This window comes from Sphingomonas sp. PL-96, assembly GCF_020707215.1.
Taxonomy (GTDB): domain Bacteria; phylum Pseudomonadota; class Alphaproteobacteria; order Sphingomonadales; family Sphingomonadaceae; genus Sphingomonas.
In genome coordinates this window covers 100,964-125,052 of the sequence record NZ_JAJFET010000008.1, presented here as the reverse complement: position 1 = coordinate 125,052, position 24,089 = coordinate 100,964, and the positions used below count along the sequence as shown (strand labels likewise).

The following is a 24,089-nucleotide window of genomic DNA, read 5'->3' as shown; positions in this document are numbered from 1 at the left end:
TCCTTGTTCAAAAACGTGCGAGGTCGAAGGGCGCCAGATCCACCGCCAGGCGCTCGCCCGCGGCCAGCGCCGCAACGAGCTCGGCCGTGATCGGCGCCAGCGTCAGCCCCAGATGCTGGTGGCCGAACGCATAGAGCAGGTTGCCCGCACGACGCGAGCGGCCGATCGCCGGCAGATAGTCGGGAAGGGTGGGCCGCGCGCCCATCCAGCGGCGGAAGGGGCCGGTGATCGGCAGCCCGAGCGTGCGGACATGCGCCTCCAGCCGCTCCCACTTGCGTGGATCGGGCGGCGCGTCCGGCGTTCCCAGCTCGACGAAACTCGCCGCCTGCACGCAATCGCCATAGCGGGTGACGATCATCGACCGGTCCTCGAACACCACCGGGGGAAGGTCGGCCGGCCAGCGGTCGGCGGCGGCGCGGAGGTGATAGCCGCGTTCGGCGATCATCGGCGCGGCATGGCCGGTCGCCTCCATCAGCGCGCGCGAGCCGATCCCGGCGGCGACCAGCACGAGGTCGGCCGGGTGGCCGGGCACCACTGCCATGCCATCGACGATGCGCAGCGCCGCCCGCTCGCGCACGATCCGCCCGCCCGCGCGGGTGAAGGCGGCCTCCAGCGCCGCCGCCAAGGCCGACAGGTCGCGGATCTGGCCGCTGCCGGAAAAGCGGATCGCCCCTGCGACCGGTGCCGTGGTGACGCCCGTGATCGCGGCCAGCTCCGCCGCGTCGGCGTCGCGGAAGCGCGCAGTGCCAGTGTCGGCCGCGGTCCAAGCCGCGCGACCTGCCTGGGCAGTTTCCGGCGTTTCCCACAGCACGAAGTGCCCCTCCTGCGCCAGCAACTCGGGCGCATCGATTGCCGCCACCAACCGCTCCCAAGCAGGCATCGCCTCGTGCAGCAGCCCGCCCAGCGCAGCACTGCCGGCAGCAAAGTGCCGCGGCGTCGACCGCCCGACCAGCCGCAGCGCAAACGGCAGCCAGCTCGCGATCCGCCCCAGCGGCAGGTCGAGCGCACCGCCGCGCACGAACAGCCGCCGATGTGCCGATCGCACTGCCGCGGGGGAAGCGAGCGGCGCCACCTGCTCGGTCGCGATATGGCCGGCGTTGCCCCAGGATGCGGCGCCGCGGGCGGTGTCCGCCTCCAGCAATGTCACCTTGTGGCCCGCCCGCGCGAGCGCCAGGCCGCACGCCAGGCCGACGACCCCGCCCCCCACCACATTAATCGCACGCACGCCCGTTCTCCTGTTGCGGTGCAACGATCCCTATCGTATACGGTATATGTCCGCAACGAGAAGAGAATGGTTCCGATGATGGTCGATTGGAAGGGTGTGTTCCCCGCCGTGACGACGCAGCTCCGCGAGGATCTGTCGATCGACTTGGGCGAAACCCAGCGGGTGGTGGACGACCTGATCCGTGACGGGGTGACCGGCGTGATCGCGCTTGGCACTGTTGGCGAGAACAACTCGCTGATGTTCGAGGAAAAGCAGCAGGTCCTGTCCGCGATCGTGGAAGTGGTCGCAGGTCGCGTGCCGGTGCTTACCGGCGTCTCGGAATATGATCAGCGCCGCGCCGCCCGCTATGCGCAGGCAGCCGAAAAGATCGGCGCCGATGGCCTGATGCTGCTCCCCCCGATGGTCTATGTGCCCAAGGCCGAGGAACTGGTCGCGCACTTCCGCGGCGTGGCAGAGGCGGTCGGCCTGCCGATCATGCTCTACAACAACCCGCCCGCCTATCGCACCGTGATCGACCGCGGCGTGCTGGCGGCGCTCCACGACGTGAAGAACATCGTCGCGGTCAAGGAATCGGCGCCCGACACCCGTCGCTTCACCGATTTTCGCAACGAGTTCGGCGACCGCTTCGTGCTGTTCGCAGGGCTCGACGACGTCGCGCTGGAAGGGCTGTTCCTGGGCGCCAAGGGCTGGGTCTCGGGCCTCACCAATGCCTTCCCGCGCGAATCGGTCGAACTGGTGCGCGCGTTCGAGCGCGGCGACCATGCCAAGGCGCTGGAAATCTATCGCTGGTTCATGCCGCTCCTTCACCTCGATGCCGAGCATGACCTGGTGCAGGCCATCAAGCTTGCCGAGCAGGTCATGGGTCGCGGGTCGGAGCGCGTGCTCCCGCCGCGCCAGGTGCTGACCGGCGAGCGTCGTGCAGAGGTGATCGCGATGGTCGAAAAGGCCGCGGCGACCCGCCCGACGCTCGACATCGCCAAGGCGGCCTGACACGAGGCACCCATGCGGCACACCTTCTTCTGTATCGACGGCCACACCGCCGGCAATCCGGTCCGCCTGGTGGCGGGCGGCGCGCCGCTGTTGAAGGGGGCTTCCATGTCGGAGCGGCGCCAGGACTTCCTGGCGCGCTTCGACTGGATCCGCACGGGCCTGTGCTTTGAACCGCGCGGGCACGACATGATGTCGGGTGGGTTCCTCTACCCGCCGACGCAGGCCGACACCGACATCGGCATCCTGTTCATCGAAACCTCCGGCTGCCTGCCGATGTGCGGCCACGGCACCATCGGCATGGTCACCTTTGGCCTGGAGCACGGGCTGATCCAGCCCGCCACGCCCGGCAAGCTGCGCGTCGAGGTGCCCGCAGGCGTCATCGACATCGCCTATGAGAGCGAGGGCGACAAGGTCACGTCGGTGCGCATCACCAACGTCCCCGCCTATGTGGCTGCGACCGGCATCCAGGTCGAGCTGGAGGGGCTGGGGCCGCTCAGCGTCGATGTCTCCTACGGCGGCAACTATTATGCGATCGTCGAGCCGCAGGGCGCCTATACCGGGCTGGACGATCTCGGCGCCTCGCGGCTGGTCGAGTTGAGCGCGCGCCTGCGCGAAGCGATCCGCGAGAAGTTCGAGCCGGTCCATCCGCTCGACCCGACGATCCGCGGCGTCAGCCACATCCTGTGGGCGGACAAGCCGCGCGGCGACGGCGCCGATGGCCGCAACGCCGTCTTCTACGGCGACCGCGCGATTGACCGCAGTCCGTGCGGCACCGGCACCTCCGCCCGCCTCGCGCACCTTGCCGCCAAGGGGCAGCTGAAGACCGGTGAGCGCTTCGTCCACGAAAGCTATATCGGCAGCCGCTTCATCGGCCGGGTCGAGGCAGAGACCGCGATCGGCGACCAGCCCGCGATCGTGCCCTCGATCGAGGGGTCGGCGGTCGCCACCGGCTTTAACACGATCTGGATTGATCGCGCCGATCCTTTCTGGAAGGGTTTCCAGGTCAAATGACCCTGGCGGCCGAAGTCGATTGTCGGCGGGGCCGTCGCGGCCCTCCGGAGGTTTTTCGCAGATGAGCATCGTTGTTCGCACGCTCTCTGAACAGGTTTTCGAAATCATCCGCGAGCGGATCATCACCGGCGTCCTTCCGCGAGAGGTGGCGATCCGCCAGGATGCACTCGCCAACGAACTGGGCGTGAGCAAGATTCCGCTCCGCGAGGCGCTTGCCCGGCTGGAGCAGGAGGGTTTGCTCACCAGCCAGGCAAACCGCGGCTATTTCGTGCGCCCGATGTCGGCGGTGGAAGCGGAGGAGATCTTCGAGCTGCGGCTGGTGCTGGAGCCGCCGGCCGCCGCCCGCGCGGCCGAACGCGCCGAGGATGCGGACCGCGCCGCCACCATTGCCGCGTTCGAGGCGCTGGACAGCGCCGCCAGCAACAATCTCGCCAGCGTCGCCAGCTGCAACCGCAGCTTCCACACCGCCCTGGTGCGGCCGAGCGGGCGGTTACTCACCACCCAGCTGGTCGAACGGCTGACGGTGCTGTCCGAACGCTATGTAATCGCGCACCTCCAGCCCGCCGGGCGGGAGGATCGCGCGCATCTGGAGCATCGCGACCTGCTCGACGCCTGGGTCTCGGGCGACGGCGCGACCGTGCAGACGCTGCTGAGCGCACATATCCAGGCCACGCTGGACGATCTTCGGAGCCAGTTCGGCGCGGAGTTGCCCGGCTAGGATCAAACAGGGGGGAGTGAAGATGTTCGGGCCGCGTAAATCGATCCACACGATGAGCAGCCATCAGGAGGCGCATCAGCTCGCCAAGACGCTGAGCTGGCCGCACCTGATCGCGCTCGGCGTCGGCGCCATCGTCGGCACCGGCATCTACACACTGACCGGCGTCGGCGCGGAGCGTGCCGGGCCGGCCGTGATCCTCGCCTTTGCCATCGCCGGGGCGGTCTGCGCCTGCGCGGCGCTCGCCTATGCCGAAATGGCGACGCTGATCCCGGCGGCGGGCAGCGCCTATACCTTCAGCTACACGGCCATGGGGGAGGGGATCGCCTGGGTCGTCGGCTGGAGCCTGATCCTCGAATATTCGCTTGCCTGTTCGACCGTTGCGGTCGGCTGGTCGGGCTATCTCGTCGGCTGGATCCAGGCGGCAGGCGTCACGCTGCCGCATGCGCTGCTGGTCGGGCCGCATGACGGCGGCATCATCAACCTGCCCGCGGTCGTGGTCGCGCTGGCGGTGATGGGCATGCTGATCGCCGGCACCCGCGAAAGCGCGACGCTCAACATCATCCTGGTCATCATCAAGCTGGTGGCGCTCAGCGTGTTCGTCGCCTTTGCGCTGCCCGCCTTCCAGGCCGACAACCTCCAGCCGTTCATGCCCTATGGCTTCGGCAGCACCGAGGTGATGGGCGAAAAGCGCGGCGTCATGGCGGCGGCGGCGATCGTGTTCTTTGCCTTCTACGGCTTCGATGCGGTGGCGACCTCGGCAGAAGAGGCCAAGAACCCGGGCCGCGACCTCACCATCGGCATCGTCGGCTCCATGCTGGTGTGCACGATCATCTACATGGCAGTCGCGGTCGCAGCCGTCGGCGCGCTGCCCTACACCGCGCTTGCCAACTCGCCCGAGCCGCTGGCGCTGGTGCTGCGCTCGCTCCAGCAGCCGGTCGCCGCCCACCTGATCGCGCTTGCCGCCGTGGTCGCGCTGCCGTCGGTGATCCTGGTGATGATGTACGGCCAGAGCCGCATCTTCTTCGTGATGGCGCGCGACGGCCTGCTGCCCCGCCGCCTCGCCAAGGTCAGCCCGCGTACCGGCGCCCCGACGCTGATCACGCTGGTGACGGGGATCTCGGTCGCCGCAGTCGCCGGCTTCTTCCGCCTCGACGAGATCGCGGAGCTCGCCAACGCCGGCACGCTGGTCGCCTTCATTGCGGTCGGCGCGTGCCTGATGATCCTGCGCCGCCGCTTTCCGGAACTGCCGCGGCTGTTCCGCTGCCCGGCACCCTATGTGGTCGGCACGCTCGCGATCCTGGGCTGCATCTACCTGTTCATCAGCCTGCCGAGCTCCACCATTACCCGCTTCTTCCTGTGGAACGTCATCGGCCTGGTGATCTACTTCGCCTACGGCCGCCGCCACAGCGACGCGCGCGAGGCGGCACCGGTCGCGACCGCCTGAACCTCGCGCGGCGGCCGACGCCGCGCCGGGGGGCGGGAGGTGCTGCACGCAGCACCTCCCGCCTGGTGTATCAGGCGTGCGGATGCTTCTTGGCGATCGCACCCAGCAGGTCGTCGAACGCCTTCACGAACTGGGCGACGCCGTCTTCCACCAGCCGCTCCGTTACGCCGTTCAGGTCCAGGCCCAGGCGCTCGGCCTCGGCGAGCACATGGTGCGCCCCCGCGACGTCGGCAGTCAGCGTGTCGGAAACGGTGCCGCGCTCGCGGAACGCGTCCATGGTCTTGGGCGGCATGGTGTTGACCGTGTCAGCGCCGATCAGCGTGTCGACGTACAGCGTGTCGGGATAGGCCGGGTCCTTCGTCCCGGTCGACGCCCACAACAGCCGCTGCGGCTGCGCGCCCTTGGCGGCGAGTGCCTGCCAGCGGTCGCTCGCGACGAAGTCCTGGTACCAGGCATAGGCTGCCTTGGCGTTGGCGATGGCGACCTTGCCGCGCAGTGCCTTCAGCGCCTCCGCCTCGGGATCGCCCTCGGCAACGCGGGTGTCGATCGCCTTGTCCATCACCGCGTCGATGCGGCTGACGAAGAAGCTCGCGACGCCGGCGATACGGTCGATCGGCAGGCCCTGCGCCGCGCGCTGCTCGAGACCTGCGACATGCGCCTCGGCCACGCGCTGGTACGCCTCCAGCGAGAACAGCAGCGTGACGTTCACGTTGATGCCGGCCGCAACCGTTGCCGCGATCGCCGGCGCACCTGCGGGCGTGCCGGGGATCTTGATCATCAGGTTTGGCCGGTCGACCGCCGCCCACAGCTTCTGCGCCTCGGCAATGGTCGCGTCGGTGTCGTCGGCGATGTACGGCGACACTTCCAGGCTGACATAGCCGTCTTTCGCATCCGTACGGTCATAGACGGGGCGCAGCGTGTCGGCCGCGGCCTTGATGTCCTGGATGGCGAGATGCTCGTAGCGATCGATGGTCGCCGCACCCGGATGGGCCGCGTCATAGGCGGCAAGCGTCGCATCATAGGCGTCGCCATAGCCCATCGCCTTTTCGAAGATCGCCGGGTTGGAGGTGACGCCGGTCAGCCCGTCCTCGGCCACCAGCTTTTCCAGCCCGCCCGCCTCCAGGAACTTGCGGTCGACGAAGTCGAGCCACGGTGCGGTGCCCTTGGCGCCGAGATCGTTGAGGAGCCCCATAGCCTGTCCTTCCAGCTTGTCAGCCGCCGCGCCCGCCCGGACTCGGCTCGCGGGTGCCTATGGCCGCAGCCGCGGAAAAAATCGACCCGCCTCACCGCAGGAGATCGAGCGCCATCTGCATGCCCGGCGCTGCCGGGTCGGGCAGTGGGCCGAGGTTGGAGAGGGTGACGCCCAGCAACCGCACTCCCATCGGCAGCGGATAGAGCCCGCGCACCAGCTCGACCGCGACACCGTGCAGCGTCGCGCGATCCCCGACCGGCTCGGCCAGGCTGCGGCTGCGCGTCAACGTCCGGAAATCGGCGAAGCGGATCTTGGCGGTGACCGTCCGGCCCGAACTGCGCGTGCGCTCGCACCATTCCCAAACGTCGTCGGCCATCGCGCGGATGCCGTCCTCCACCGCCTCGGGCGTGGTGAGGTTGGTGCCATAGGTCGTCTCCGATCCCGACGACTTGCGCACGCGATCCGGCGTCACCGCGCGATGGTCCTCGCCGCGGGCGATGCGGTGATACCAGTCGCCCGACTTGCCGAAGTGCGCGCGCAGCCACGGTAGCTCCTTGTCCCGCAGGTCGGCACCGGTGTGGATGCCGAGCCCCGCCATCTTCTCGGCCGTGCGCGGGCCGACGCCGTGGAAGCGCGCCACGTCGAGCCCGGCGACGAACGCCGCCCCGGCGCCGGGCGGGATCACGAACTGGCCGTCTGGCTTGTTGGCGTCCGACGCGAGCTTCGCCAGGAACTTGTTGTAGGAAATGCCGGCCGAGGCGGTGAGGCCGGTCTCCTCGCGGATGCGGGCGCGGATCGCGAGCGCGGTCTCGGTCGCCGACGGCAGCCCGGCCAGGTTCTCGGTCACGTCCAGATAGGCCTCGTCCAGCGACAGCGGCTCGACCAGCGGCGTATAGGCGTGGAAGATCGCGCGGATCTGCTGCGACACCTGCTTGTAGACGTCGAAGCGCGGCCGCACGAACACCAGTTCCGGGCACTGACGGATCGCACGCGCCGACGGCATCGCCGAACGCACCCCGAACTTGCGCGCCTCATAGCTCGCGGCCGCCACCACCCCGCGCCCGCTCGAGCCGCCGACCGCCACCGGCCGCCCGCGCAGCTCCGGCGCATCGCGCTGCTCCACCGACGCGAAAAAGGCGTCCATGTCGACATGGATGATCTTGCGGGTCATGGCACGGGAACAGGATAGGAACAAAGGCGGCGTTTGTCACCTACGCTTCGTCACCCGCGCGCGAACAGGATGCCCGGTGCGTCGCGATGGCGTACCTCACCAAAAGGCTGATAGCCGAGCTTCGCTGCGACACCTCGCGACGGCTGGTTGTCCGGGTGGATGAGGCACACCGTGCGCCCAGGATCTCGCTGCACTGCCAACCAGCCATGAACCGCCTGCACGGCTTCCGTCGCATAGCCCTTTCCTTGCGCATCAGCGGCGATGACCCAGGCTGCCTCGGGATAGGGATCGAACGCATCGCCGAAGCCGCGTTGAAAATGGGCGAGGCCGGCCTGACCGACCAAGCGCCTGCCTTGCTTCTCGTGCAATGCGAAGATGCCGTAGCCGAAAGCCGCCCAGTGGCCGATGTTACGCAGCAGGTTTTTCCACGAATCCTCCCGCCCCATCGGCCCGCCGAGGTAGGTGGTGACCCGCTCATCGCCGAACATCGTATAGTTCGCCTCAAAGTCCGCCAGCGTAGGACGGGAAAGGATCAGCCGTTCGGTCTCGATCATCGCGCTTTCCTGTTCTGCTCAGGGGCGACTCGGCCCCCCCTCACACCCGGTCGTGCTTGTCCTTCTTGCGCGTGCCGAACAGCAGCTTGCGTTCCAGCTCCAGCCGCAACGCGGCGTAATAGGCCTCCAGGAACTCCCGATCATGCCCTGCGTCCGGGTCACGGCCGAGCTTCGTGCGGATGGTGCGTGCGACCATGAACTGGTCGTGGCGGTCCTCGCGGCGCAGCACCTCTTCCAGCTTGTGCAGCTCGAACGTGCCATAGGCGGCGAGCTCCTCGGGCGTGAAGCGGTGGCGATCGCCCTCCAGCGCTGTGGGATCGAGCAGCTCGACGCCGATCTGCTTGCGCTCATTCTCCACCACCCAGGTGCCTGCCACCAGATCGCCCGCGCGCATCCGGTCGCGATTGAACAGCAGGAAGAACAGGAACAGGCACGCCCAGCCGAGCGCCAGAAACCCGACCCAGCCGTCGATCGTCCCCTCGGCAAAGGCGAAGGGCAGGAAGCTGATCGGCAGGAACAGCTCGACCTCGCGCATGAGGTTGCGCGCCAGCACGGCCGCCGGGGTCAGCCGTCCGCCATCGCGCGCGATCACGCGCAGCTTCTGCAGCCGCTTGCCGGGCGTCGCGGCACGCCCGCCCGCCTCGAACGCGACGAAGTAGAAATTGCGCAGGAGGAAGAAGCCGAGCAGCCACACGACCAGCAACAGCGGCCGGGTCGTGGTGCCCGCGACCTGGCCCAGCAGCACCACCAGCAGGGTGAATCCGACCAGGATCGCGAGCATGATGAGGAGATCGAGGACCAGCGCTCCGGCGCGCGCGCCGGCGCTGCCCAGGCGGAGGTTGAGCGTCACCCCCTCCGGCGTCACCAGCGCGCGATCGAGCGACAGCGGCGGGCGCGATGTGCGCGGGCGCCTAGCCACGGCGGGTGCGCCCGGCGAGCGTGTAATAGCCGGCCCACAGCGCAAACATCGACGCGGCGATTGCGTAGCGGGCGCCGTCGCTCGTCACCAGCTGGCGCGCAAAGCCCTCCAGCAGCCCGGCGACCAGCAGCATCAGCACCACGCCCAGCATCACCGTGGCGGCGGTACGGCCAGCCGCCCCCGCGGCGGCAATGCGCCCGCGCTCGCCCGGAAACGCGATCGCCCGCCCGATCCGCAGGCCGGCGGCGGCCGCCAGCACGATCGCGCTCAGCTCGGTCGATCCGTGGATCATCAGCCAGCCGAACAGCCCCGGTGCCAGGCCGTGCGGCGCATAGACCGCGAACATCGCCCCCAGCATCGCCCCGTTCTGCACCAGCAGGATCAGCGTGGGGATGCCGAGCGCGAAGCCCAGCGCAAAGCACAGGAACGACACCTGCGCATTATGGGTGAAGAGATAGGCCGCGAACAGCTCCAGCCCGCCATGCTCGGGCTTGTCATACAGCGATTTGCGCAGGAACTCGGTTGATGCGTTCATGTCGCGGCCGCTCGCCATCTCGCCGGGGAACATGGCGGCAAACCAGCCCGGCTCGGCGCCGATCAGCGCATAGGCGGCGATGGCGCTCAGGATCGTGAGCAGCGTCGCGACCAGGATCTCGGGCCACAGCGCGCGCACCGCCTGCGGCAGGCCGGACGCAAAGAAGCCCGCGATCTGCCGCCCCCAGGGTGCCCGGCAGCCATAAAGGACGAAGTAGGCGCGGGTGGACAGCCGCTCCAGATAGGCGACCAGCGATGCGTCGAGCGAGGTTTCGCGCGCCACCGACAGCGCCGACAGCGTCGCGCGGTACAGCCGCGGCAGCTCGATCAGATCGTCCTCGGACAGGCGGCGCGGGCTCTTGCTCTCGACCAGGTCGAGCAGCGCTTCCAGCCGCGCCCAGTCCGCCTCGCGCTCGGCACGAAAATGGCGGCTGGCGAACAGCGGCGCGTTCATGCCGCCCGCTCCCGGTGGCGCAGGTAGCGCTCGACCAGGCTGAGCGCCATTGCGTCTGCCGGCGCCTCGATCACGTCCACCCCCATCCTCCGCAGCCGCTCGATCACGATCCGGCGCTCGCGCAGCAGCGTATGCGCGACGGTCGCGCGTACCAGGTCGTCGGCTTGGGCGGGCTCGGCATCCTGGATCCCCTCCAGTTCGGCATCGCGGAACAGCACGAACAGCAGCCGGTGGCGCTTCAACATGCGCTGCGCCGCCGCCAGCATCAGCTCGGCACTGGTCGGGTCGGTGAACTCGGTGAAGATCACCACCAGCGAGCGCCGCTCCAGCCGTCCATCGAGCGTCACCAGCGACAGCGTATAGTTGCTCTCGTCGGTGCCGTAATCGATGTCGGCGGCGGCATGGTGCAGCCGCGCAAAGCCGCGGGTGCCCGACAGCGTGCCGGAATCCACCTGTGGCCGTGCCGCGAACGAGAAGAGCCGCACCCGGTCACCGGACTTGAGGGCCACGAACGCCGCCAGCAGCGCGGCGGACACGGCCCGGTCGACGCGCGGCACGCCGCCGACCGGGTCGCTCATCGCGCGGCCCGCGTCGACCGCGAACACCACCGCATTGTCGCGCTCGGTCTGGTACTCGCGGGCGAGCAGCGAGGCGTGCTTGGCCGAAGCCTTCCAGTCGATCGCGCGCCGTTCCATGCCGGGTTGGAAGTCGGTGAGCACCTGGAATTCCTGGCCGTCGCCGCTGTCCCGGCGCATGCGCAGGCCCGTATGCTGGCTGTTGAGATACTGGCGCATCCCCTCGTCGCGAACCGCGCGGATGTCGGGCAGGACCGCGATCGCTTGCCCGCCCGGCCGCCGGGTCTGGCGCCAGGCGAGCCCCATCGGCCCCGCATGACGCGCCCACAGCGCCTCCACCACCGCACGCCCGCGGCGAACCGCACGAAAGCGCGTGCTGGTGCGCGAACCCACCCGCTCGAACGGTCCCGTGATCTCGGCGGCAAAGGCGGCGGGCAGCACGCGTTCGCCCTGTTCCAGCCGGGGGGCGAGGTCGATCGTCTCGCCGACGTGGACCGCCGCCGGGGTCGCGACCGAAAGCCGCGCAGCGCCCAGCGGTGGTGCCAGCAGCGCGTCGACCGCCACCAGCACCACCATCAACACCACCCAGCCGAGTGCCGCCACCCAGGCGCCGGGCGCGACGATGCCGACGGCAAGCGCCACCGGCGCCGCCGCGGCGACCAGCCACACCGCGCGCTGGGTGGGATAGATCAACGCGGCGCCTCGGTCGCGTCGATCAGCCAGGCGACCACATCGTCGATCCGCCGCCCGTCGATCTCGGCCGCAGGCGACAGGATCAGCCGGTGGCGCAGCAGCGCAGGCGCGAGCAGCTTCACGTCGTCGGGAATGACATAGTCGCGCCCCTCCAGCACCGCCGCCGCGCGCGCCGCCGCCGCCATGGCCGATGCGGCGCGCGGGGAGGCGCCGCTCGCGATATCCGGATGCTCGCGGGTCGCGCGCACCAGCCGCACGATATAGTCGATCACCGGGTCGACCAGCCGCACCTGCGACACCGCGGCGATGGCGGCGGCGATCTCGGCCGCGCCCGCGACTGCTTGTACGCCCGAATCCTCCGGCCGCGGCGTGCCCGTGCGGTTGCCGTATTGCGCCACGATCGCGCGCTCGGCCTCTTCCGAAGGCCAGCCGATCGACAGCTTGAACAGGAAGCGGTCGAGCTGCGCCTCGGGCAGCGGATAGACACCCTGCTGCTCGATCGGGTTCTGGGTCGCGACCACGGTGAAGCGGTCCGACAGCCGCTCGGTGCGCCCGTCGGTGGTGATCGCGCGCTCCTGCATCGCCTCCAGCAGTGCGGCCTGGGTCTTGGGCGGGGTGCGGTTGATCTCGTCCGCCAGCAGCAGCTCGCAGAACACCGGCCCCTTGGTGAGCGCGAAGCTCGACGTCTGGAAGTTGAACAGGTTGGCACCGATGATGTCGCCGGGCATCAGGTCGGGCGTGAACTGGATGCGGCCGAAGTCGAGGCTCAGCGAACGGGCGAAGCTCTGCGCCAGCAGCGTCTTGGCGGTGCCCGGCGGGCCTTCGAGCAGCACATGCCCGGCCGAAAACAGCGCGATCGCCAGGAAGCGCACCACCGGCCCCTGGTCGACCACGGCCTTTGCGATCTCGCGGTCGATCGCCTGTCCGAGCGACCGGACCTCTTCGAGCGTCATGCCAGTGCGTTCCTCATGCGAGTGCTTCCTTCCATGCGTGGAGTTGTCGGGCCGCCGCCACCAGCTCCGCTTCGGTGCGGGCGGTGCGCAGGCGGTGGTCGATCTGCGAATAGCGCGCCGGGCGCTCGCCCAGCCGGTCGAGCCGTTCGAGCAGCGCGGCTTCGTCCAGCCCGCGCGGCAGGTCCAGGCTCCGCACCAGTCCCTCGCGTGCCATGTCGGCATAGCGGGGGCCGGCCGACAGCGTCCGGCCGGACAGGCGGGTGAGGGCTGCGATATTGTCGATCAGCGCCGCCTTGCCCAGCGCCACCGCCCGCCGCTCGCGCAGCACCGGCCCGAACCGCACCGCCGTCGCCAGCCCCGCGAGCACGGCGGCGGCGATCATCGCCAGCGTCGCGGCCAGGAACGGCGGCGTGAACAACAGCTTCACCAGGTTGCGGTCGCCCGGGCCATAATGAAGCGAGGCGTCGAACACCGCCGCACCCGAATACTGCGGGTCGAGCGCCGCGAGCATGGTGATCGCCGCCTGCGCATTTTCGGGATGCTTCAGCGCCGCGTTGTTGATGAGATCCGGGTCGGCGAGCACATAGGTGTTCGTCTCCGGCAGCCGCGCCAGCACCGCCGCGCCATCGACATCGCGCAGGATCGGCACCAGCGAGCCGCCCTCGAGCGCGCGCAATAGCGAGGGTGTGCGGAACGGGCGGAGCCGCCAGCCTGGCGCGCTGCGGATGTGGCGACCGGGGGCATAGCTGATCCGGACTTCCTTGGCGGGCACCAGTGCTGCTGCCTTGTCGTCGCTCACCATGCCGACACGCTCCACCCGATGCGGGCGCAGCGGCAGCGGCGCGACCTGCCACTTCGGCAGCACGATCAACGTCGGAAAGGCGCCGGTCTCGTCGTCGTCGGCCAGGGCGCGGGCCTGCCGTCCTTGGACGATCTTGGCCACCTCCTCGGGCTGCGTCTCCAGCGTCGGCGTCAGCACGGCGAGTTCGGGCATCGCCATCAGGTCGTCGGCATCCACCACCATCGACCCGCCGCCGCTGGTCCGGTCGACCAGCTGGCGCAGCGCATAATAGCCGGCCCCATTCTTCTCGTCCGCCGCCGGGGCCGTTCCCAGCTGCCGCGACAGCACGTCGGAAAAACCGCTCAGCAGGATCGCCGCCAGCGCCAGCAGCGTGCCCGCCACCACCAGCACGATCGCGGTGCGCCGCGCAAAGGGCTGGGCCGCCTCGCTCATGCGGCTTTCAGCGCGAAACGGACATAGTCGGCGCGCGCGGCGTCCCAATCCGCAGGTCCCAGCGCCTGTCCGCCGAACCAGCTGCGCTCGACCGCCGCCACGATCCGGGCGAACACGCCACGCGCCTCGCCGGGCAGGCCTTCGGCGCGGGCGATGTCGCGGCTGGTGGAGGAGGGGCGTACCAGCTCGCCCCGCCAGCCTGCGATGTCGTCGATGCTACGGAACAGGATCAGGTGCACCGCCTCGTCATAGCGCCCGCCGGCCGCCAGCGCGTCCGCCTCTTCCAGCAGCGCGCGGGCCTGAACCTCGGTCGGCGCCCAGGACGCGGCCTCGTCCGTCGTGCCACGACGTCCGCGTTGCAGCAGCGCCTGCGCCCATTCGCGCAAGGACGGCACCAGCGCGAACAGCAGCACCACCACGACGACCGCCACCGCAATCCAGCCGATCACCGTCCAGCCGTCGCCCACCCAACGGACGAAACGCCCGATCGCGTTGCCCAGCGACTTGAGCCACTCGGGTGCATCGCGCGTCTCGACATGACGGGTCGGCAGGTCGAACTGGATGGTCTTGTCGGCCAGGATCGCGCGATGCGCCTCTGCGACCCGCGCGGGGTCGGGCGGCGCTGCTGCCGCCGCAGCCTCCATCGATGCGCGTGCCGTCATGGATCCCCCTGACGGCTGTTGGAGCAAATCGTCGATTTACACGCAACGCTTTTCGCCCCAGGCTTGGAATATCCGGTGGGGCGGATGGGGGATCCATGGCAGTGATATTGATGCTGGTGGCGTTGCTTGCGCTGCCCTTCCTGTTGATCGCGCTGCTGATCTTCGCCGCCCGCCACGAGGCGCGGCGCCATTCCTGGGAGTTTCGCATCAGCGACATCGTCTCGCTGGCGTTCACCACCCTCGGCCGGGCGCGTACGCCCATCCTGCTCACCGGCCTTGTCCTCGCCCTGCCGAGCCTCGCCTTGCAGCTGGTGCTCGGCGTCGATTTGAGCCGGTCGATGTTTCAGATGGAGAGCGAGCAGCTGGTGGCCTTGATCGGCTTTGGGGGGCTGCTCGGGCTGGTGTTCGGCACGCTGGGCGAAGTGATCATGACCGCGCTTGCGCTGGACGCGCTCGCCGGCCGCCCGGCCGACTTCCGCGTGGCGTTTGCCAAGGGGCTGCGCCTGCTGCTGCCGGCCGTCCTGATCCGCATCCTGTGGTGGCTGGGGGTAATCTTCGGCACGATGCTGTTGTTCATCCCTGGCCTCATCCTGATGCTCACCTGGCTGATCGTGCTGCCGGTGCTGGTCGCAGAGGGCACCGGCGTTTTCGCGAGCTTCGGCCGCAGCGGCGCGCTGGTGCGCGGTGCCCGCTGGCGGCTGCTCTTGCTGGTCGCGATCGTGGCGGTGGCGTTCTCGATGGTGAGCGGCATGGGGCAGGGCTTCATGCTGGCAAGCGCGACCGAAGCGGCGCGGATCACCGGCGCCGTGATCCAGTCGCTGCTCACCATGGTGTCGAGCGCGCTCACCGTCACCGGACTTTCGGCCGTCTACCACCAGCTCAAGTCCCAGCGCGAAGGGCTGGTGGGCGAGGATCTGGAAGCGGTCTTCGCATGACCGCACCCCTTGGACTTAAACGGAGAACCAGCTTGCTACGAACGTTGCTGATGCTCGCCGCAGCGGGTGGCCTTGCCGCCTGCGCAGCCGACGGATCCCGGGCGCATGCCGCCGGCGACCGTCCGGCCAAGGACAAGAAGGGCGATCCGGCGCCCGGCGCGGGAAAGGGGTATAACCACGACCCGTACCCCTCCACCTATCACGCCTATCCCGGCCGGCCGACGCTGGTCACCAACGTCACCATCTATGATGGCGAGGGCGGGCGCATCGACGGGGGCGCCGTGCTGTTCCGCGACGGCAAGATCGTCGAGGTCGCCCAGTCGATCGCCCCGGCCGAGGGCGTGACGGTGATCGACGGCACGGGCAAATGGGTGACGCCGGGCGTGATCGACGTCCACAGCCATCTTGGCGACTATCCCTCGCCGAGCGTCGAGGCGCTGTCCGACGGCAACGAGATGAGCTCGCCGGTCACCGCAGAGGTCTGGGCCGAACACAGCGTCTGGCCGCAGGACCCGGGCTTCGGCCGCGCGCTCACCAACGGCGGCGTGACCACGCTGCAGATCCTGCCGGGCTCCGCCAACCTGTTCGGCGGCCGTTCGGTGACGATCAAGAACGTCTATGCCCGTACGATGCAGGGGATGAAGTTCCCCGGCGCGCCCTATGGCCTCAAGATGGCGTGCGGCGAGAACCCCAAGCGCGTCTATGGCAGCAAGGGCCGGATGCCGACGACCCGCATGGGCAATGTCGCGGTCGATCGCGCCACCTGGGCCAAGGCCCGCGCCTACGATCGCAAATGGGACAAGTACGAGGAGGATGGCGGCGACGCGCCTGACCGCGACCTGGCGATGGACACGCTGCGCGGCGTGCTGGACGGCGAGATCCTGGTCCACAACCACTGCTATCGCGCCGACGAGATGGGCGTCGTGCTCGATATGGCCAAGGAGTTCGGCTACAAGGTCACCGCCTTCCACCACGCGACCGAAGCCTACAAGATCGCCGACCTGCTGAAGGCGAACGGCACCTGTGCCGCGGTCTGGGCCGACTGGTGGGGCTTCAAGATGGAGGCCTATGACGCGGTCGGCGAGAATCTCGCCATCCTCGACCGCGCCGGCGCCTGTGCGATGATCCATTCGGACGACGAGAACGGCATTCAGCGGCTGAACCAGGAAGTCGCCAAGGTGATGGCCTCGGCCCGCCGCGCCGGCATCCCCGTCTCCCCCGAGCATGCCTGGACCTGGCTCGCGATCGGTCCGGCGCGCGCGCTCGGCGTCGACAAGGTCACCGGCAGCCTGAAGCCCGGCAAGATGGCGGATGTGGTGCTGTGGAACGGTGATCCGTTCAGCGTCTACACCCGGCCCGAGAAGGTGTGGGTCGACGGCGCACTGCTGTTCGACGCGAACGACCGGCGCCTGCGCCCGGTTTCCGATTTCGAGCTCGGCCAGCCGGGCGAGGGGGATGTGAAGTGAAGCGCCTGATCCTTTCCACGGCCGCCGTGCTGCTCGGCACGGCCGCGGCGCTGCCTGCCACCGCGCAGACGGTCGCGATCACCAATGCGAAGCTCGTCGTCGGCACGGGCGCCGGCCCGGTCGAAGGCGGCACCGTGGTGGTGCGCGACGGCCGCGTCGTCGCCGCCGGCCCCGGCGTCGCGGTGCCCGCCGGCATGCGCACGGTCGATGCCGGCGGGAAATGGGTGACGCCCGGCATCTTCGCCGGCTTCACCCGCATGGGCATCGTCGAGGTCGATGCGGTGAGCGGCAGCAACGACGCGAGTGCCGATGAGTCGGTGTTCCACGCCGCGCTCGACATCGCACCCGCGGTCAATCCGCGCACCACCGCGATCGCGCTCAACCGGGCCGAGGGCGTGACCCGCGCCGTGGTCGCGCCGGAGACCGGCGGCTCGATCTTTGCCGGCCAGGGCGCGGTGATCGACCTTGCCGCCGACATGGATGCGGTCAGCCGCCCGCGCGCCTTCCAGTTCATGGAATGGGGTGAGACGGGCGCGGGCGCCGCTGGCGGCAGCCGCCCCGCCGCTTTCGCCATGCTGCGCAATGCTTTGTTCGAAGCACGCGAATATGCCCGCAACCCGGCGAGCTTTGCCGATCGCGGCAAGGAGGCGCTGCTCACGCGGCTGGATGCACAGGCGCTGGTGCCGGTGGTCGAGGGGCGCATGCCGCTCCTCGCCCATGTCGAACGCGCGTCCGACATCCGCGCGCTGCTCGACCTGAAGCGCGAGCTCGGCACCGTGAAGCTGGTCCTCGTCGGCGCCACCGAGGCGTGGACGGTGGCCGGCGACATTGCGGCGGCTGGCGTGCCGGTGATTGCCAGCGCGCTTGCCGACCTGCCGTCGTCGTTCGAGCAGCTTGCCGCCACCCAGTCGAACATCGGCCGTCTGAAGGCGGCGGGCGTCACCGTCGCGATCGGCATGATCAACAATGACGAGGCGCGGCAGGCGCGGCTGGTGAAGCAGTACGCCGGTAACCTGGTGGCGCTCAGCCGAATCCCGGGGGCCGCCGGGCTGGATTGGGGCAGTGCCTTTGCCACGATCAGCTCAAAGCCGGCGGAGGCGCTCGGGATGGGCGGCGAGTTCGGCTCGCTCCAGCCCGGCCGCCGCGGCGATGTGGTGATCTGGGACGGCGATCCGCTGGAGATCGGCTCCATGCCGACGCAGGTCTTCGTCGACGGCGTCGAACAGCCGCTGGTCACTCGCCAGCAGCGGCTGCGCGACCGCTATCTCGATCCGACCGAGGGCGCGCTGCCCAAGGCCTATCAATATTGACCGGCGCCGGCCCGGCCGCGCGGGGGAACCCTGCGGCCGGGCCGGGCTTTGTTCAGGCGAGCCGCCGTCTGCGGCGCAAGAGGAGGTTGATCTGATGCGCTTTGTGACCCTGACCGTCCCTGCACTCGCGCTGGCGCTCGCCGCATGCGGCGGCAACAAGGCGCCGCAGCCGACCGCGGCCGACAATGCCGCAACGGCCGAGCAGACGCAGCAGCTGGACGCCAAGGTCGCAGCCCTTTCGGAAGGCCAGCGCAACGGCGTGTTCATCCGCGCGATCCGCGATGCGGGTCTCCCGTGCCAGGGCGTCACCGCATCCGAGCGCTCGGGCGATGCCCAGGCGACCTGGACCGCGACCTGCACCGACGGGTCCAAGCACATCATCGCCTTCACCCCCGACGGCATGGCCAAGGTCACCAGCATGACGCGCAAGTAAGCGCGTCGCGTCCTTGGGTGACTTGGGCATGCGGCGCGGCTAGGGGCCGACCCCATGGCCCCGCCGCCGCCCCGCCCCGAAGACTCGCCGAGCCTGGTCGCCCGGGCACTCGCTGCCGCCCGCGCCAGGCGGGGAAGGACGGCAGGAAGCGCTACGCCAGCGACGCCAAACGACGCGCTTGCAGCGCCGGGCAACGAAGCGCAGCGCGTGCGACCCTGGGCTCCTGCCTCCGCAGGAGCACCGGATTTCGGGCAAGCCCCGGAACCCAACCCAAGCGGTACTCCTGCGCAGGCAGGAGTCCAGGGCGGCGGGGCGCAACGCTCGCGGCTCTGGGTTCCTGCTTCCGCAGGAGCGCTCGAGGACGCAGAGGCAGACGTCGCCGCTTTGGACCGCGCCACGCCGTCCCCCTTGCGCTGGTTCGCCGCGCTCGCGCTGTTGCTCGCCGCCGGCCCGGCGCTCACCTGGATCGGCGCGACTCTCCTGGTACAGCGCACCCGGGCCGACATCGCGGCGCTCGCGCCCCGAGCCACGCCGCTGCTCGCGCGTGCCCATGCCGATGCCGCCAGCCGCGCCGCGCTCGCGCCGCTGCTCGATCGCGCGCCGCTCGCCACGACGCTGGACCGGCTGGCCGCGACGTTGCCGGCCGATGACCGGCTCGCAAGCGTCGCCAGCGACCGGGACGGCACGCTGCGCGTGGTCGTCCTCACCGCGGACCCCGACGCACTGCGCGATGCGCTGCGTCGGGAGCCGGTGCTTTCGCAATTGAGGGGAGCGGGGCAGCAGCGCGACGAGGCGAGCCTGCGCGTGACCCTGGTGGGGCGGCCGCAATGACCGCGCGCCTCTGGGCAGCGGCCGTCGTTGCCGGGCTGTTGCTCGCCGCCGCGCTGGCGCTGCCGATGGCCGGCGCCCTCGATCGGCTGGCGGACGCGCGCGAAACACGCGACCGCTACGCGGCTGCGGTCCGCACTCCGCAACGATCCGCGCCGGTCGCCCCCGAATTGGCGCTTGCCGCACCCGATCGCGCAGCCGCCACCCGCCAGCTCGGCGGCCGGCTGCGCGCCGCGGCGACCGCCGACGGCCTGCTGGTCGAGACGATCAAGCCCGCCAACCCCGGCGCACCTGGCCTGGTCGCGCTCGACCTGCGCCTCTCGGGCCCTGAAAAGGCCGTGCTTGCCTTCGCCGATCGCGCCGAACGCGGACGCCCGATCGCCCGCTTCGCGCGCTGGCAGGTGGCGGCCGGGGAGGGCGGCAGCATCCGCCTGGACGCTCGGCTGGTGGCACCATGGCGCGATTGAGCCCGCGCTGGCTGCTGCTGCCGGCGGCCCTGATCGCAGCGGCGACGCCGGCGCTGCTCCTGCGCCCCTCGCCCCGGCGTCCGGCCGCGGCGCCCGCGCAGCCGCCGCTCGCCGCCCCGCCCGAGGCGCCGCCGCTCGCCGCTGCCTTTACCCGTCCGCTGTTCGCGACAAGTGCCGGCGACACCACCGCCGCCCCGGACGCCCCGGCGCTGGCAGGCGTCGTCGGGCGGCTCAACCAGGACGCGGTGGCGCTGGTGCGCACCGCCGACGGCAGCACCCGTACGCTCGCCCCCGGGGAAAGCGTCGACGGCTGGCGCCTGGAGTCGCTCGCCGCCGATGCCGGCTATTTCACCCGCGGCAACCAGCGCGCGCGCGTGCCGATGCCCGGCGAAGAGCCGCCTCAGTAGATCCCGTCGATTTCCACCGACAGCCGCGGCCGCGGCGGGTTGAGCAACAGGCTGCGCTTCTCGCCCAGCTGCGCCTCGTCGCCGCGCAGCCGGTCGTAGCGCGTCTGCGTCTCGGCCGCCGCCGTCGCGCTGTCGCGCAAAATGGTGGGCTTCAGGAAGATGAACAGCGTGCGCTTGGTGCGCGATTCCTGTCGGCTCTTGAACAGCTCGCCCAGCACCGGGATGTCGCCCAGGATCGGCACCTGGCTCTTCAGCCGGTTATAGTCGTCCGCCGTCAGGCCGCCCAGCACGATGGTCTGGCCGTTCTCGGCCAGCACGGTCGTGTTGATGCTGCGCTTGTTGGTGATGATGTCGGCTGCGGCGGCGACCTGCGTCGGCGAAATCGACGAGGCCTCCTGCGCCACCTCCAGCCGGATCGTGTCGCCGGCATTGATCCGCGGCAGCACGCGCAGGGTGATGCCGACGTCGCGCCGCTCGATCGAGGTATAGGGATTGGCGTTGGTCGTGTCGGTCAGGATCGATCCGGTGATGAACGGCACTTCCTGCGCCACCACGATCTCGCCCATCTTGTTGTCGAGCGTGGTGATCTGCGGCGTCGAGAGCAGGTTCGCCTTGGAGGAGGTGCCCAGCGCCTGCACCAGGATCGAGAAGTCGTTGCCGATGCCGATGTTGGCGGTCAGGCCCTCGCCCAGGATCCCGCCAGCCGGAACGCCCAGCGTCTGCAGGATGGTGGAGAGCGGCGTGACGCCGCTGGGCGAACTGAACGAAGTGCCGGCACCCGTCACCGATGTGAGGGCAGCGCCGCTGGTGCCCAGCTGCACCGCCAGCCGCTCGGCATCGTCGCCGACGATCTCTGCGATCGCCGCCTCGATCAGCACCTGCGGACGCCGCACGTCCAGGTCGGGGATCAGCCGCTCGATCTGCGCCACTGCTGCCGGGGTGCCGCGCACCACCAGCGCATTGATGTCCGGCGCGGGCTGCACCGTCACGTCGGGCGTGGCAAAGCCCTGCGGCGTCGGCGTCTGCTCGCCCATGGTGGCTGCACCGCCGCTGCCCGAGAGCCCCTGGGTGGTGCTGCCCGCAGCCGCCGCCTGCGCCGCGGTGTTGCCGCTGATGAGGTTCGACAGGGCGGAGGTCGGGCTGCTGGCACCGCTGCCGGCGCGCCCGCGGGTGGACAGGCTGCGCGCGACCGGATTGGCGGCGCTCGCCTCCTGGCCCAGCACGCCGCGCAGCACCTCGGTCACGGCCTCCGCATCGGCGTGGTTGAGGCGGAAAACGCGCGTGACCGGGGTGGCGCCGCCTGGCGCGTCCAGGGCCTGGGCGATGCGCCGGGCTTCCGCGACCGCCGCCGGGGTGCCGCGCACCACCACCGTGTTGCTGCGCGCGTCTGCCGCGACCCGCGCGCCGGTGCCGCTGGCCGCGTCGCCCAGCACGCCCTGCATCGCCTGCGCCACGTCGTTCGCATTGCCGTGCTGCAACGGGATGGTCGCAAAGCTCGAACCGCCGCCGCCGTCGAGCGACCGGGCCAGCGCCTCGATCCGCGCGACATTGTCGGCATAGTCGGTGACGACGATCGCGTTCGGGCTGGACAGCGGCTCGACGCTGCCGAAGCTTGCGACCAGCGGCCGCACGATCCGTGCCGCATCGGCTGCGGGTACGTTCGACAGCCGCACCATCCGCGTCGTCAGCGCCTGCCCGCCGCCGCGGGCGCCGCCGTCGCGCACTGCATTGGCGGCCGGCACGATCCGCCACGCGCTGCCCGAACGCACCGCGGCGAAGCCGTTGGCACGCAGCACCGACTGGAACAGCTCCCACACGCCCGCCGAGGACAGCGGCTCGGCGGAGGTGACGGTGACCTGGCCTTTGACCGTCGGGTCCAGGATCAGCGTGCGCCCGGTCAGGCGGCTGATCTGCTCCGCCACGTCGGCGATCTCGATGCCGCGCATGTTGACGACGATGTCACCCGCCGGCGCCGTCTGCGCCAGGACCGGCTGGAGCGCGCTCGCCCCGAGGCAGAGCGCAAGAAGGGAGGTGCGTACTGGATGCGGCACGGTGATGAGCCCTAACGGATCGGGATGGTGACGGTCGTCGATTTACCGTCGCGAAGGATAGTGATCTGCGCCGGACCGTTGCCGGCGTTCGCCAGCGCTGCGTTGGCGGCGGCCGGATCGGTGAGAGCGATGCCGTTGATCGACTGGACCACGTCCCCCGCCTGCATGCCGGGCGGTGCGTTGTCGCCGATCGCATAGCCGCCCGGAACCGGTGTGGCGCCAAGCCGGTCGATCAGGGTATTGGCGGATGGCGGCGGCGGGGCTGCGTTCGGGGCCGCCATCGGGCTGGATCCGCCCGTGCTCGGCGCAGCCGTTGCGGTCGTGGTGTTCCGGCCGGTCAGGACATCGGGATCGGGAAAGGCCAGATATTCGATGCGCCCGCCGTTGTTGAGCAGGATGCGGTCGCGCTGGATGCCCTCGATCTTCAGCCCCGCCAGCATCTCGCCGACGTGATAGGCGCGCGCCGGCTCCGTCCCCGTCGCGATAAAGGCGACTGCCTGCTCCACCGGAAGCGCGAAGACCAGCCCCTTGAGCTGGGCCTGGATACCGGTCTTCTGCGTGGCTTCGCCGACCGCTGCCTGCCCGAACGGCTGCCAGCCGAGCAGCGGCGTCAGATCGGTTGCAGCGGCGGCATGGATGCGGCGGTCGCTCGGCACCGTCACGGCACCCGTGCCGGCATGCCCGGCCATGCGCCACACCAGCCCGGCGAGCGCAAAGGCGACCGACACGATCGCCAGCGCAACCGCCAGGTCGAGCGTACGGCGCTTCTGGCGCGGGGTAAGCGCGGACATCCTCATGATCCGCGTCCTTCCAGGAAGCCGTCGAGCTGCGCAAGCGGCGTTTCTTCGCCGGCCGCCGCGACCGCGATCCGCACCCGGTCGAGCGCCGGATCGTCGGTGCCGCGCCGCGTCGTCCGCACCTGCCAGTGGCGGCCCAGCATCTCGACATCGCGCGCGTCTGCCTCCGGCGCGCCGATCTCCAGCTCGGCCAGGCGATTCTCAGCGATCAGCATCGCGACCGTGCGGCGCTCGATGGCGCGGGTCGAATCGATGTGCTGCTCGACCGCGCCGATCAGTCCTACGGTGGCGATCGCCAGCACGGCGAGCGCCACCAGCGCCTCGATCAGCGAAAAGCCCTCTTCGGACGCCCGCCGGGTCATGCCGCGGGTGCCGTCGCGCGGGCAGGGGGGGCGTGCACGGCCTGGGCGGTCATGCCGTCATAGGTGACGACCCAGCGGTCGTCTCCGGACCCGATCTCGGCCGTCAGCGGCTGGCCGGTGCCGTCGACGCCCATCAGCACGGGCGGGCGCGCCGACAGCGTCATGACCATGCCGCCGGGCAGCGTGTGGAACGCCATGCCCGCACTCTCCTGCGGGCTCCAGCCGCCGTTGGCGTTCAGCGTCGCAAAGCCATAGCCGTGCTCACCGGCGGTAAAGGCGACTGCCCGGTCGCCCAGCATCGCGTCGTCGGCGGCCGCCTGCAGCTGCGTCGCGAGTCGCCGTGCCTCCGTCTCGACCGTCGGCGCGCGCGTGGCGGAGCCGATGCCCAGCGTGACGGCACCCGCCGCCACGCCGATGATCGCGAGCACCACCAGCATCTCCACCAGCGTCATGCCGGCTTGTGCGGCACTTGGGCCTCTCGCCCTCTCCCGTTTGTCTCGAGTAGGGATCGAGCTTGTCGAGAGCCCGTATCGAGAGAGCCGCCACCAATCTCTCGACACGCCATCTCGACAAGCTCGATGGCTGCTCGAGACGAACGGCAGAAATACGTGCGCGGGATGTTCGGGACGGCCTGCCGGGCCTGTGTTTCCGCCCGCGAGAGAATCCCCGCGGGATGCCGCCGGCACAATACCCGCAAGGCGAGC

Annotated in this window: 25 protein-coding genes; 11 read left to right on the top strand and 14 right to left on the bottom strand. The window is 70.2% G+C overall.

The window, feature by feature from the left end; translation table 11 throughout:
- Positions 1–7: 7 nt before the first annotated feature.
- A complete protein-coding gene (locus LK533_RS14420) occupies positions 8–1,225 on the bottom strand; it encodes an NAD(P)/FAD-dependent oxidoreductase (protein ID WP_229363773.1) in 1,218 nt (405 codons plus the stop codon).
- Between the two features lie 75 nt (positions 1,226–1,300).
- On the opposite strand from LK533_RS14420, the gene LK533_RS14415 reads away from it, so the two are divergent.
- The 4 genes from LK533_RS14415 (at position 1,301) to LK533_RS14400 (ending at position 5,388) form a co-directional block, all read left to right on the top strand.
- Complete coding sequence (locus tag LK533_RS14415) at positions 1,301–2,215, top strand: dihydrodipicolinate synthase family protein (protein ID WP_229363806.1); 915 nt, start codon at positions 1,301–1,303, stop codon at positions 2,213–2,215.
- A 12-nt stretch (positions 2,216–2,227) separates the two neighbouring features.
- Entirely contained in the window at positions 2,228–3,226 is a 999-nt protein-coding gene (locus tag LK533_RS14410; RefSeq protein WP_229363772.1) for a 4-hydroxyproline epimerase, read from the top strand.
- Positions 3,227–3,287: 61 nt separating this feature from the next.
- The gene (locus LK533_RS14405; RefSeq protein ID WP_229363771.1) at positions 3,288–3,944 is read left to right on the top strand and encodes a GntR family transcriptional regulator; all 657 of its coding nucleotides are present in this window, start codon (positions 3,288–3,290) and stop codon (positions 3,942–3,944) included.
- 22 nt (positions 3,945–3,966) lie between these two features.
- Positions 3,967–5,388: an amino acid permease gene (locus LK533_RS14400; protein ID WP_420705867.1), complete on the top strand. Its 1,422-nt coding sequence runs from the start codon at positions 3,967–3,969 to the stop codon at positions 5,386–5,388.
- A 70-nt stretch (positions 5,389–5,458) separates the two neighbouring features.
- Here LK533_RS14400 and tal read toward each other — a convergent pair whose 3' ends face one another.
- The 9 genes from tal to LK533_RS14355 form a co-directional block, all read right to left on the bottom strand.
- On the bottom strand, positions 5,459–6,580 hold the full coding sequence (gene tal / locus LK533_RS14395) for a transaldolase (RefSeq protein WP_229363769.1): 1,122 nt from the start codon (positions 6,578–6,580) through the stop codon (positions 5,459–5,461).
- Between the two features lie 91 nt (positions 6,581–6,671).
- Complete coding sequence (dinB, locus tag LK533_RS14390; protein WP_229363768.1) at positions 6,672–7,751, bottom strand: DNA polymerase IV; 1,080 nt, start codon at positions 7,749–7,751, stop codon at positions 6,672–6,674.
- Positions 7,752–7,801: 50 nt separating this feature from the next.
- Positions 7,802–8,305 carry a GNAT family N-acetyltransferase gene (locus tag LK533_RS14385; protein ID WP_229363767.1) on the bottom strand — a complete coding sequence of 168 codons (504 nt, stop codon included), beginning with the start codon at positions 8,303–8,305 and terminating at the stop codon, positions 7,802–7,804.
- 40 nt (positions 8,306–8,345) lie between these two features.
- Positions 8,346–9,224 (bottom strand): RDD family protein, encoded by an 879-nt coding sequence (locus tag LK533_RS14380; RefSeq protein WP_229363766.1) that lies wholly within the window; start codon positions 9,222–9,224, stop codon positions 8,346–8,348.
- On the bottom strand, positions 9,217–10,212 hold the full coding sequence (locus LK533_RS14375; protein WP_229363765.1) for a stage II sporulation protein M: 996 nt from the start codon (positions 10,210–10,212) through the stop codon (positions 9,217–9,219). The genes LK533_RS14380 and LK533_RS14375 overlap by 8 nt, the downstream gene beginning before the upstream one ends.
- Positions 10,209–11,480, bottom strand: coding sequence for a DUF58 domain-containing protein (locus tag LK533_RS14370; protein ID WP_229363764.1), 1,272 nt, complete (start codon positions 11,478–11,480; stop codon positions 10,209–10,211). Before LK533_RS14370 ends, LK533_RS14375 begins: the two co-directional genes overlap by 4 nt.
- On the bottom strand, positions 11,477–12,433 hold the full coding sequence (locus LK533_RS14365) for an AAA family ATPase (RefSeq protein WP_229363763.1): 957 nt from the start codon (positions 12,431–12,433) through the stop codon (positions 11,477–11,479). Before LK533_RS14365 ends, LK533_RS14370 begins: the two co-directional genes overlap by 4 nt.
- Positions 12,434–12,446: 13 nt before the next feature.
- Positions 12,447–13,667, bottom strand: coding sequence for a hypothetical protein (locus LK533_RS14360; protein ID WP_229363762.1), 1,221 nt, complete (start codon positions 13,665–13,667; stop codon positions 12,447–12,449).
- A complete protein-coding gene (locus LK533_RS14355) occupies positions 13,664–14,329 on the bottom strand; it encodes a DUF4129 domain-containing protein (RefSeq protein ID WP_229363761.1) in 666 nt (221 codons plus the stop codon). Before LK533_RS14355 ends, LK533_RS14360 begins: the two co-directional genes overlap by 4 nt.
- A gap of 95 nt (positions 14,330–14,424) precedes the next feature.
- Between LK533_RS14355 and LK533_RS14350 the strand changes: the two genes are divergently transcribed.
- The 7 genes from LK533_RS14350 to LK533_RS14320 all read left to right on the top strand — a co-directional run bounded on the left by LK533_RS14350 (position 14,425) and on the right by LK533_RS14320 (position 20,175).
- On the top strand, positions 14,425–15,264 hold the full coding sequence (locus LK533_RS14350) for a hypothetical protein (RefSeq protein ID WP_229363760.1): 840 nt from the start codon (positions 14,425–14,427) through the stop codon (positions 15,262–15,264).
- Between the two features lie 50 nt (positions 15,265–15,314).
- Entirely contained in the window at positions 15,315–16,730 is a 1,416-nt protein-coding gene (locus LK533_RS14345; RefSeq protein WP_229363805.1) for an amidohydrolase, read from the top strand.
- Entirely contained in the window at positions 16,727–18,040 is a 1,314-nt protein-coding gene (locus LK533_RS14340) for an amidohydrolase family protein (protein WP_229363759.1), read from the top strand. Before LK533_RS14345 ends, LK533_RS14340 begins: the two co-directional genes overlap by 4 nt.
- A gap of 94 nt (positions 18,041–18,134) precedes the next feature.
- A complete protein-coding gene (locus LK533_RS14335; protein WP_229363758.1) occupies positions 18,135–18,473 on the top strand; it encodes a hypothetical protein in 339 nt (112 codons plus the stop codon).
- A 408-nt stretch (positions 18,474–18,881) separates the two neighbouring features.
- The gene (locus tag LK533_RS14330; RefSeq protein ID WP_229363757.1) at positions 18,882–19,304 is read left to right on the top strand and encodes a hypothetical protein; all 423 of its coding nucleotides are present in this window, start codon (positions 18,882–18,884) and stop codon (positions 19,302–19,304) included.
- Positions 19,301–19,768 carry a hypothetical protein gene (locus LK533_RS14325; protein ID WP_229363756.1) on the top strand — a complete coding sequence of 156 codons (468 nt, stop codon included), beginning with the start codon at positions 19,301–19,303 and terminating at the stop codon, positions 19,766–19,768. Before LK533_RS14330 ends, LK533_RS14325 begins: the two co-directional genes overlap by 4 nt.
- Complete coding sequence (locus LK533_RS14320; RefSeq protein ID WP_229363755.1) at positions 19,756–20,175, top strand: hypothetical protein; 420 nt, start codon at positions 19,756–19,758, stop codon at positions 20,173–20,175. The genes LK533_RS14325 and LK533_RS14320 overlap by 13 nt, the downstream gene beginning before the upstream one ends.
- Here the strand turns inward: LK533_RS14320 and gspD are convergent.
- Genes gspD through LK533_RS17865 form a run of 4 tightly spaced genes read right to left on the bottom strand, consistent with a single transcriptional unit; the run spans position 20,169 to position 23,894 of the window.
- Positions 20,169–22,226 carry a type II secretion system secretin GspD gene (gene gspD / locus LK533_RS14315; protein ID WP_229363754.1) on the bottom strand — a complete coding sequence of 686 codons (2,058 nt, stop codon included), beginning with the start codon at positions 22,224–22,226 and terminating at the stop codon, positions 20,169–20,171. The genes LK533_RS14320 and gspD overlap by 7 nt on opposite strands.
- A gap of 11 nt (positions 22,227–22,237) precedes the next feature.
- Positions 22,238–23,023, bottom strand: coding sequence for a type II secretion system protein N (locus LK533_RS14310; protein WP_229363753.1), 786 nt, complete (start codon positions 23,021–23,023; stop codon positions 22,238–22,240).
- Entirely contained in the window at positions 23,020–23,385 is a 366-nt protein-coding gene (gene gspI, locus LK533_RS14305) for a type II secretion system minor pseudopilin GspI (RefSeq protein WP_229363752.1), read from the bottom strand. The genes LK533_RS14310 and gspI overlap by 4 nt, the downstream gene beginning before the upstream one ends.
- Positions 23,382–23,894, bottom strand: a complete 513-nt coding sequence (locus tag LK533_RS17865; protein ID WP_324255310.1) for a GspH/FimT family pseudopilin — start codon at positions 23,892–23,894, stop codon at positions 23,382–23,384. Before LK533_RS17865 ends, gspI begins: the two co-directional genes overlap by 4 nt.
- Between the last annotated feature and the right edge of the window lie 195 nt (positions 23,895–24,089).

Bases quoted from the DNA above. Each gene is read 5' to 3' on its own strand.
- LK533_RS14365 (WP_229363763.1), bottom strand. From the start codon at position 12,433: ATGACGCTCGAAGAGGTCCGGTCGCTCGGACAGGCGATCGACCGCGAG.
- LK533_RS14375 (WP_229363765.1), bottom strand. From the start codon at position 10,212: ATGAACGCGCCGCTGTTCGCCAGCCGCCATTTTCGTGCCGAGCGCGAG.
- LK533_RS14360 (WP_229363762.1), bottom strand. From the start codon at position 13,667: ATGAGCGAGGCGGCCCAGCCCTTTGCGCGGCGCACCGCGATCGTGCTG.
- LK533_RS14415 (WP_229363806.1), top strand. From the start codon at position 1,301: ATGATGGTCGATTGGAAGGGTGTGTTCCCCGCCGTGACGACGCAGCTC.
- gspI (WP_229363752.1), bottom strand. From the start codon at position 23,385: ATGACCCGGCGGGCGTCCGAAGAGGGCTTTTCGCTGATCGAGGCGCTG.
- LK533_RS14325 (WP_229363756.1), top strand. From the start codon at position 19,301: ATGACCGCGCGCCTCTGGGCAGCGGCCGTCGTTGCCGGGCTGTTGCTC.
- LK533_RS14335 (WP_229363758.1), top strand. From the start codon at position 18,135: ATGCGCTTTGTGACCCTGACCGTCCCTGCACTCGCGCTGGCGCTCGCC.
- LK533_RS14405 (WP_229363771.1), top strand. From the start codon at position 3,288: ATGAGCATCGTTGTTCGCACGCTCTCTGAACAGGTTTTCGAAATCATC.
- LK533_RS14320 (WP_229363755.1), top strand. From the start codon at position 19,756: ATGGCGCGATTGAGCCCGCGCTGGCTGCTGCTGCCGGCGGCCCTGATC.
- LK533_RS14385 (WP_229363767.1), bottom strand. From the start codon at position 8,305: ATGATCGAGACCGAACGGCTGATCCTTTCCCGTCCTACGCTGGCGGAC.
- LK533_RS14350 (WP_229363760.1), top strand. From the start codon at position 14,425: ATGGCAGTGATATTGATGCTGGTGGCGTTGCTTGCGCTGCCCTTCCTG.
- LK533_RS14345 (WP_229363805.1), top strand. From the start codon at position 15,315: ATGCTCGCCGCAGCGGGTGGCCTTGCCGCCTGCGCAGCCGACGGATCC.
- LK533_RS14310 (WP_229363753.1), bottom strand. From the start codon at position 23,023: ATGAGGATGTCCGCGCTTACCCCGCGCCAGAAGCGCCGTACGCTCGAC.
- LK533_RS14355 (WP_229363761.1), bottom strand. From the start codon at position 14,329: ATGACGGCACGCGCATCGATGGAGGCTGCGGCGGCAGCAGCGCCGCCC.
- LK533_RS14400 (WP_420705867.1), top strand. From the start codon at position 3,967: ATGTTCGGGCCGCGTAAATCGATCCACACGATGAGCAGCCATCAGGAG.
- tal (WP_229363769.1), bottom strand. From the start codon at position 6,580: ATGGGGCTCCTCAACGATCTCGGCGCCAAGGGCACCGCACCGTGGCTC.
- dinB (WP_229363768.1), bottom strand. From the start codon at position 7,751: ATGACCCGCAAGATCATCCATGTCGACATGGACGCCTTTTTCGCGTCG.
- LK533_RS14410 (WP_229363772.1), top strand. From the start codon at position 2,228: ATGCGGCACACCTTCTTCTGTATCGACGGCCACACCGCCGGCAATCCG.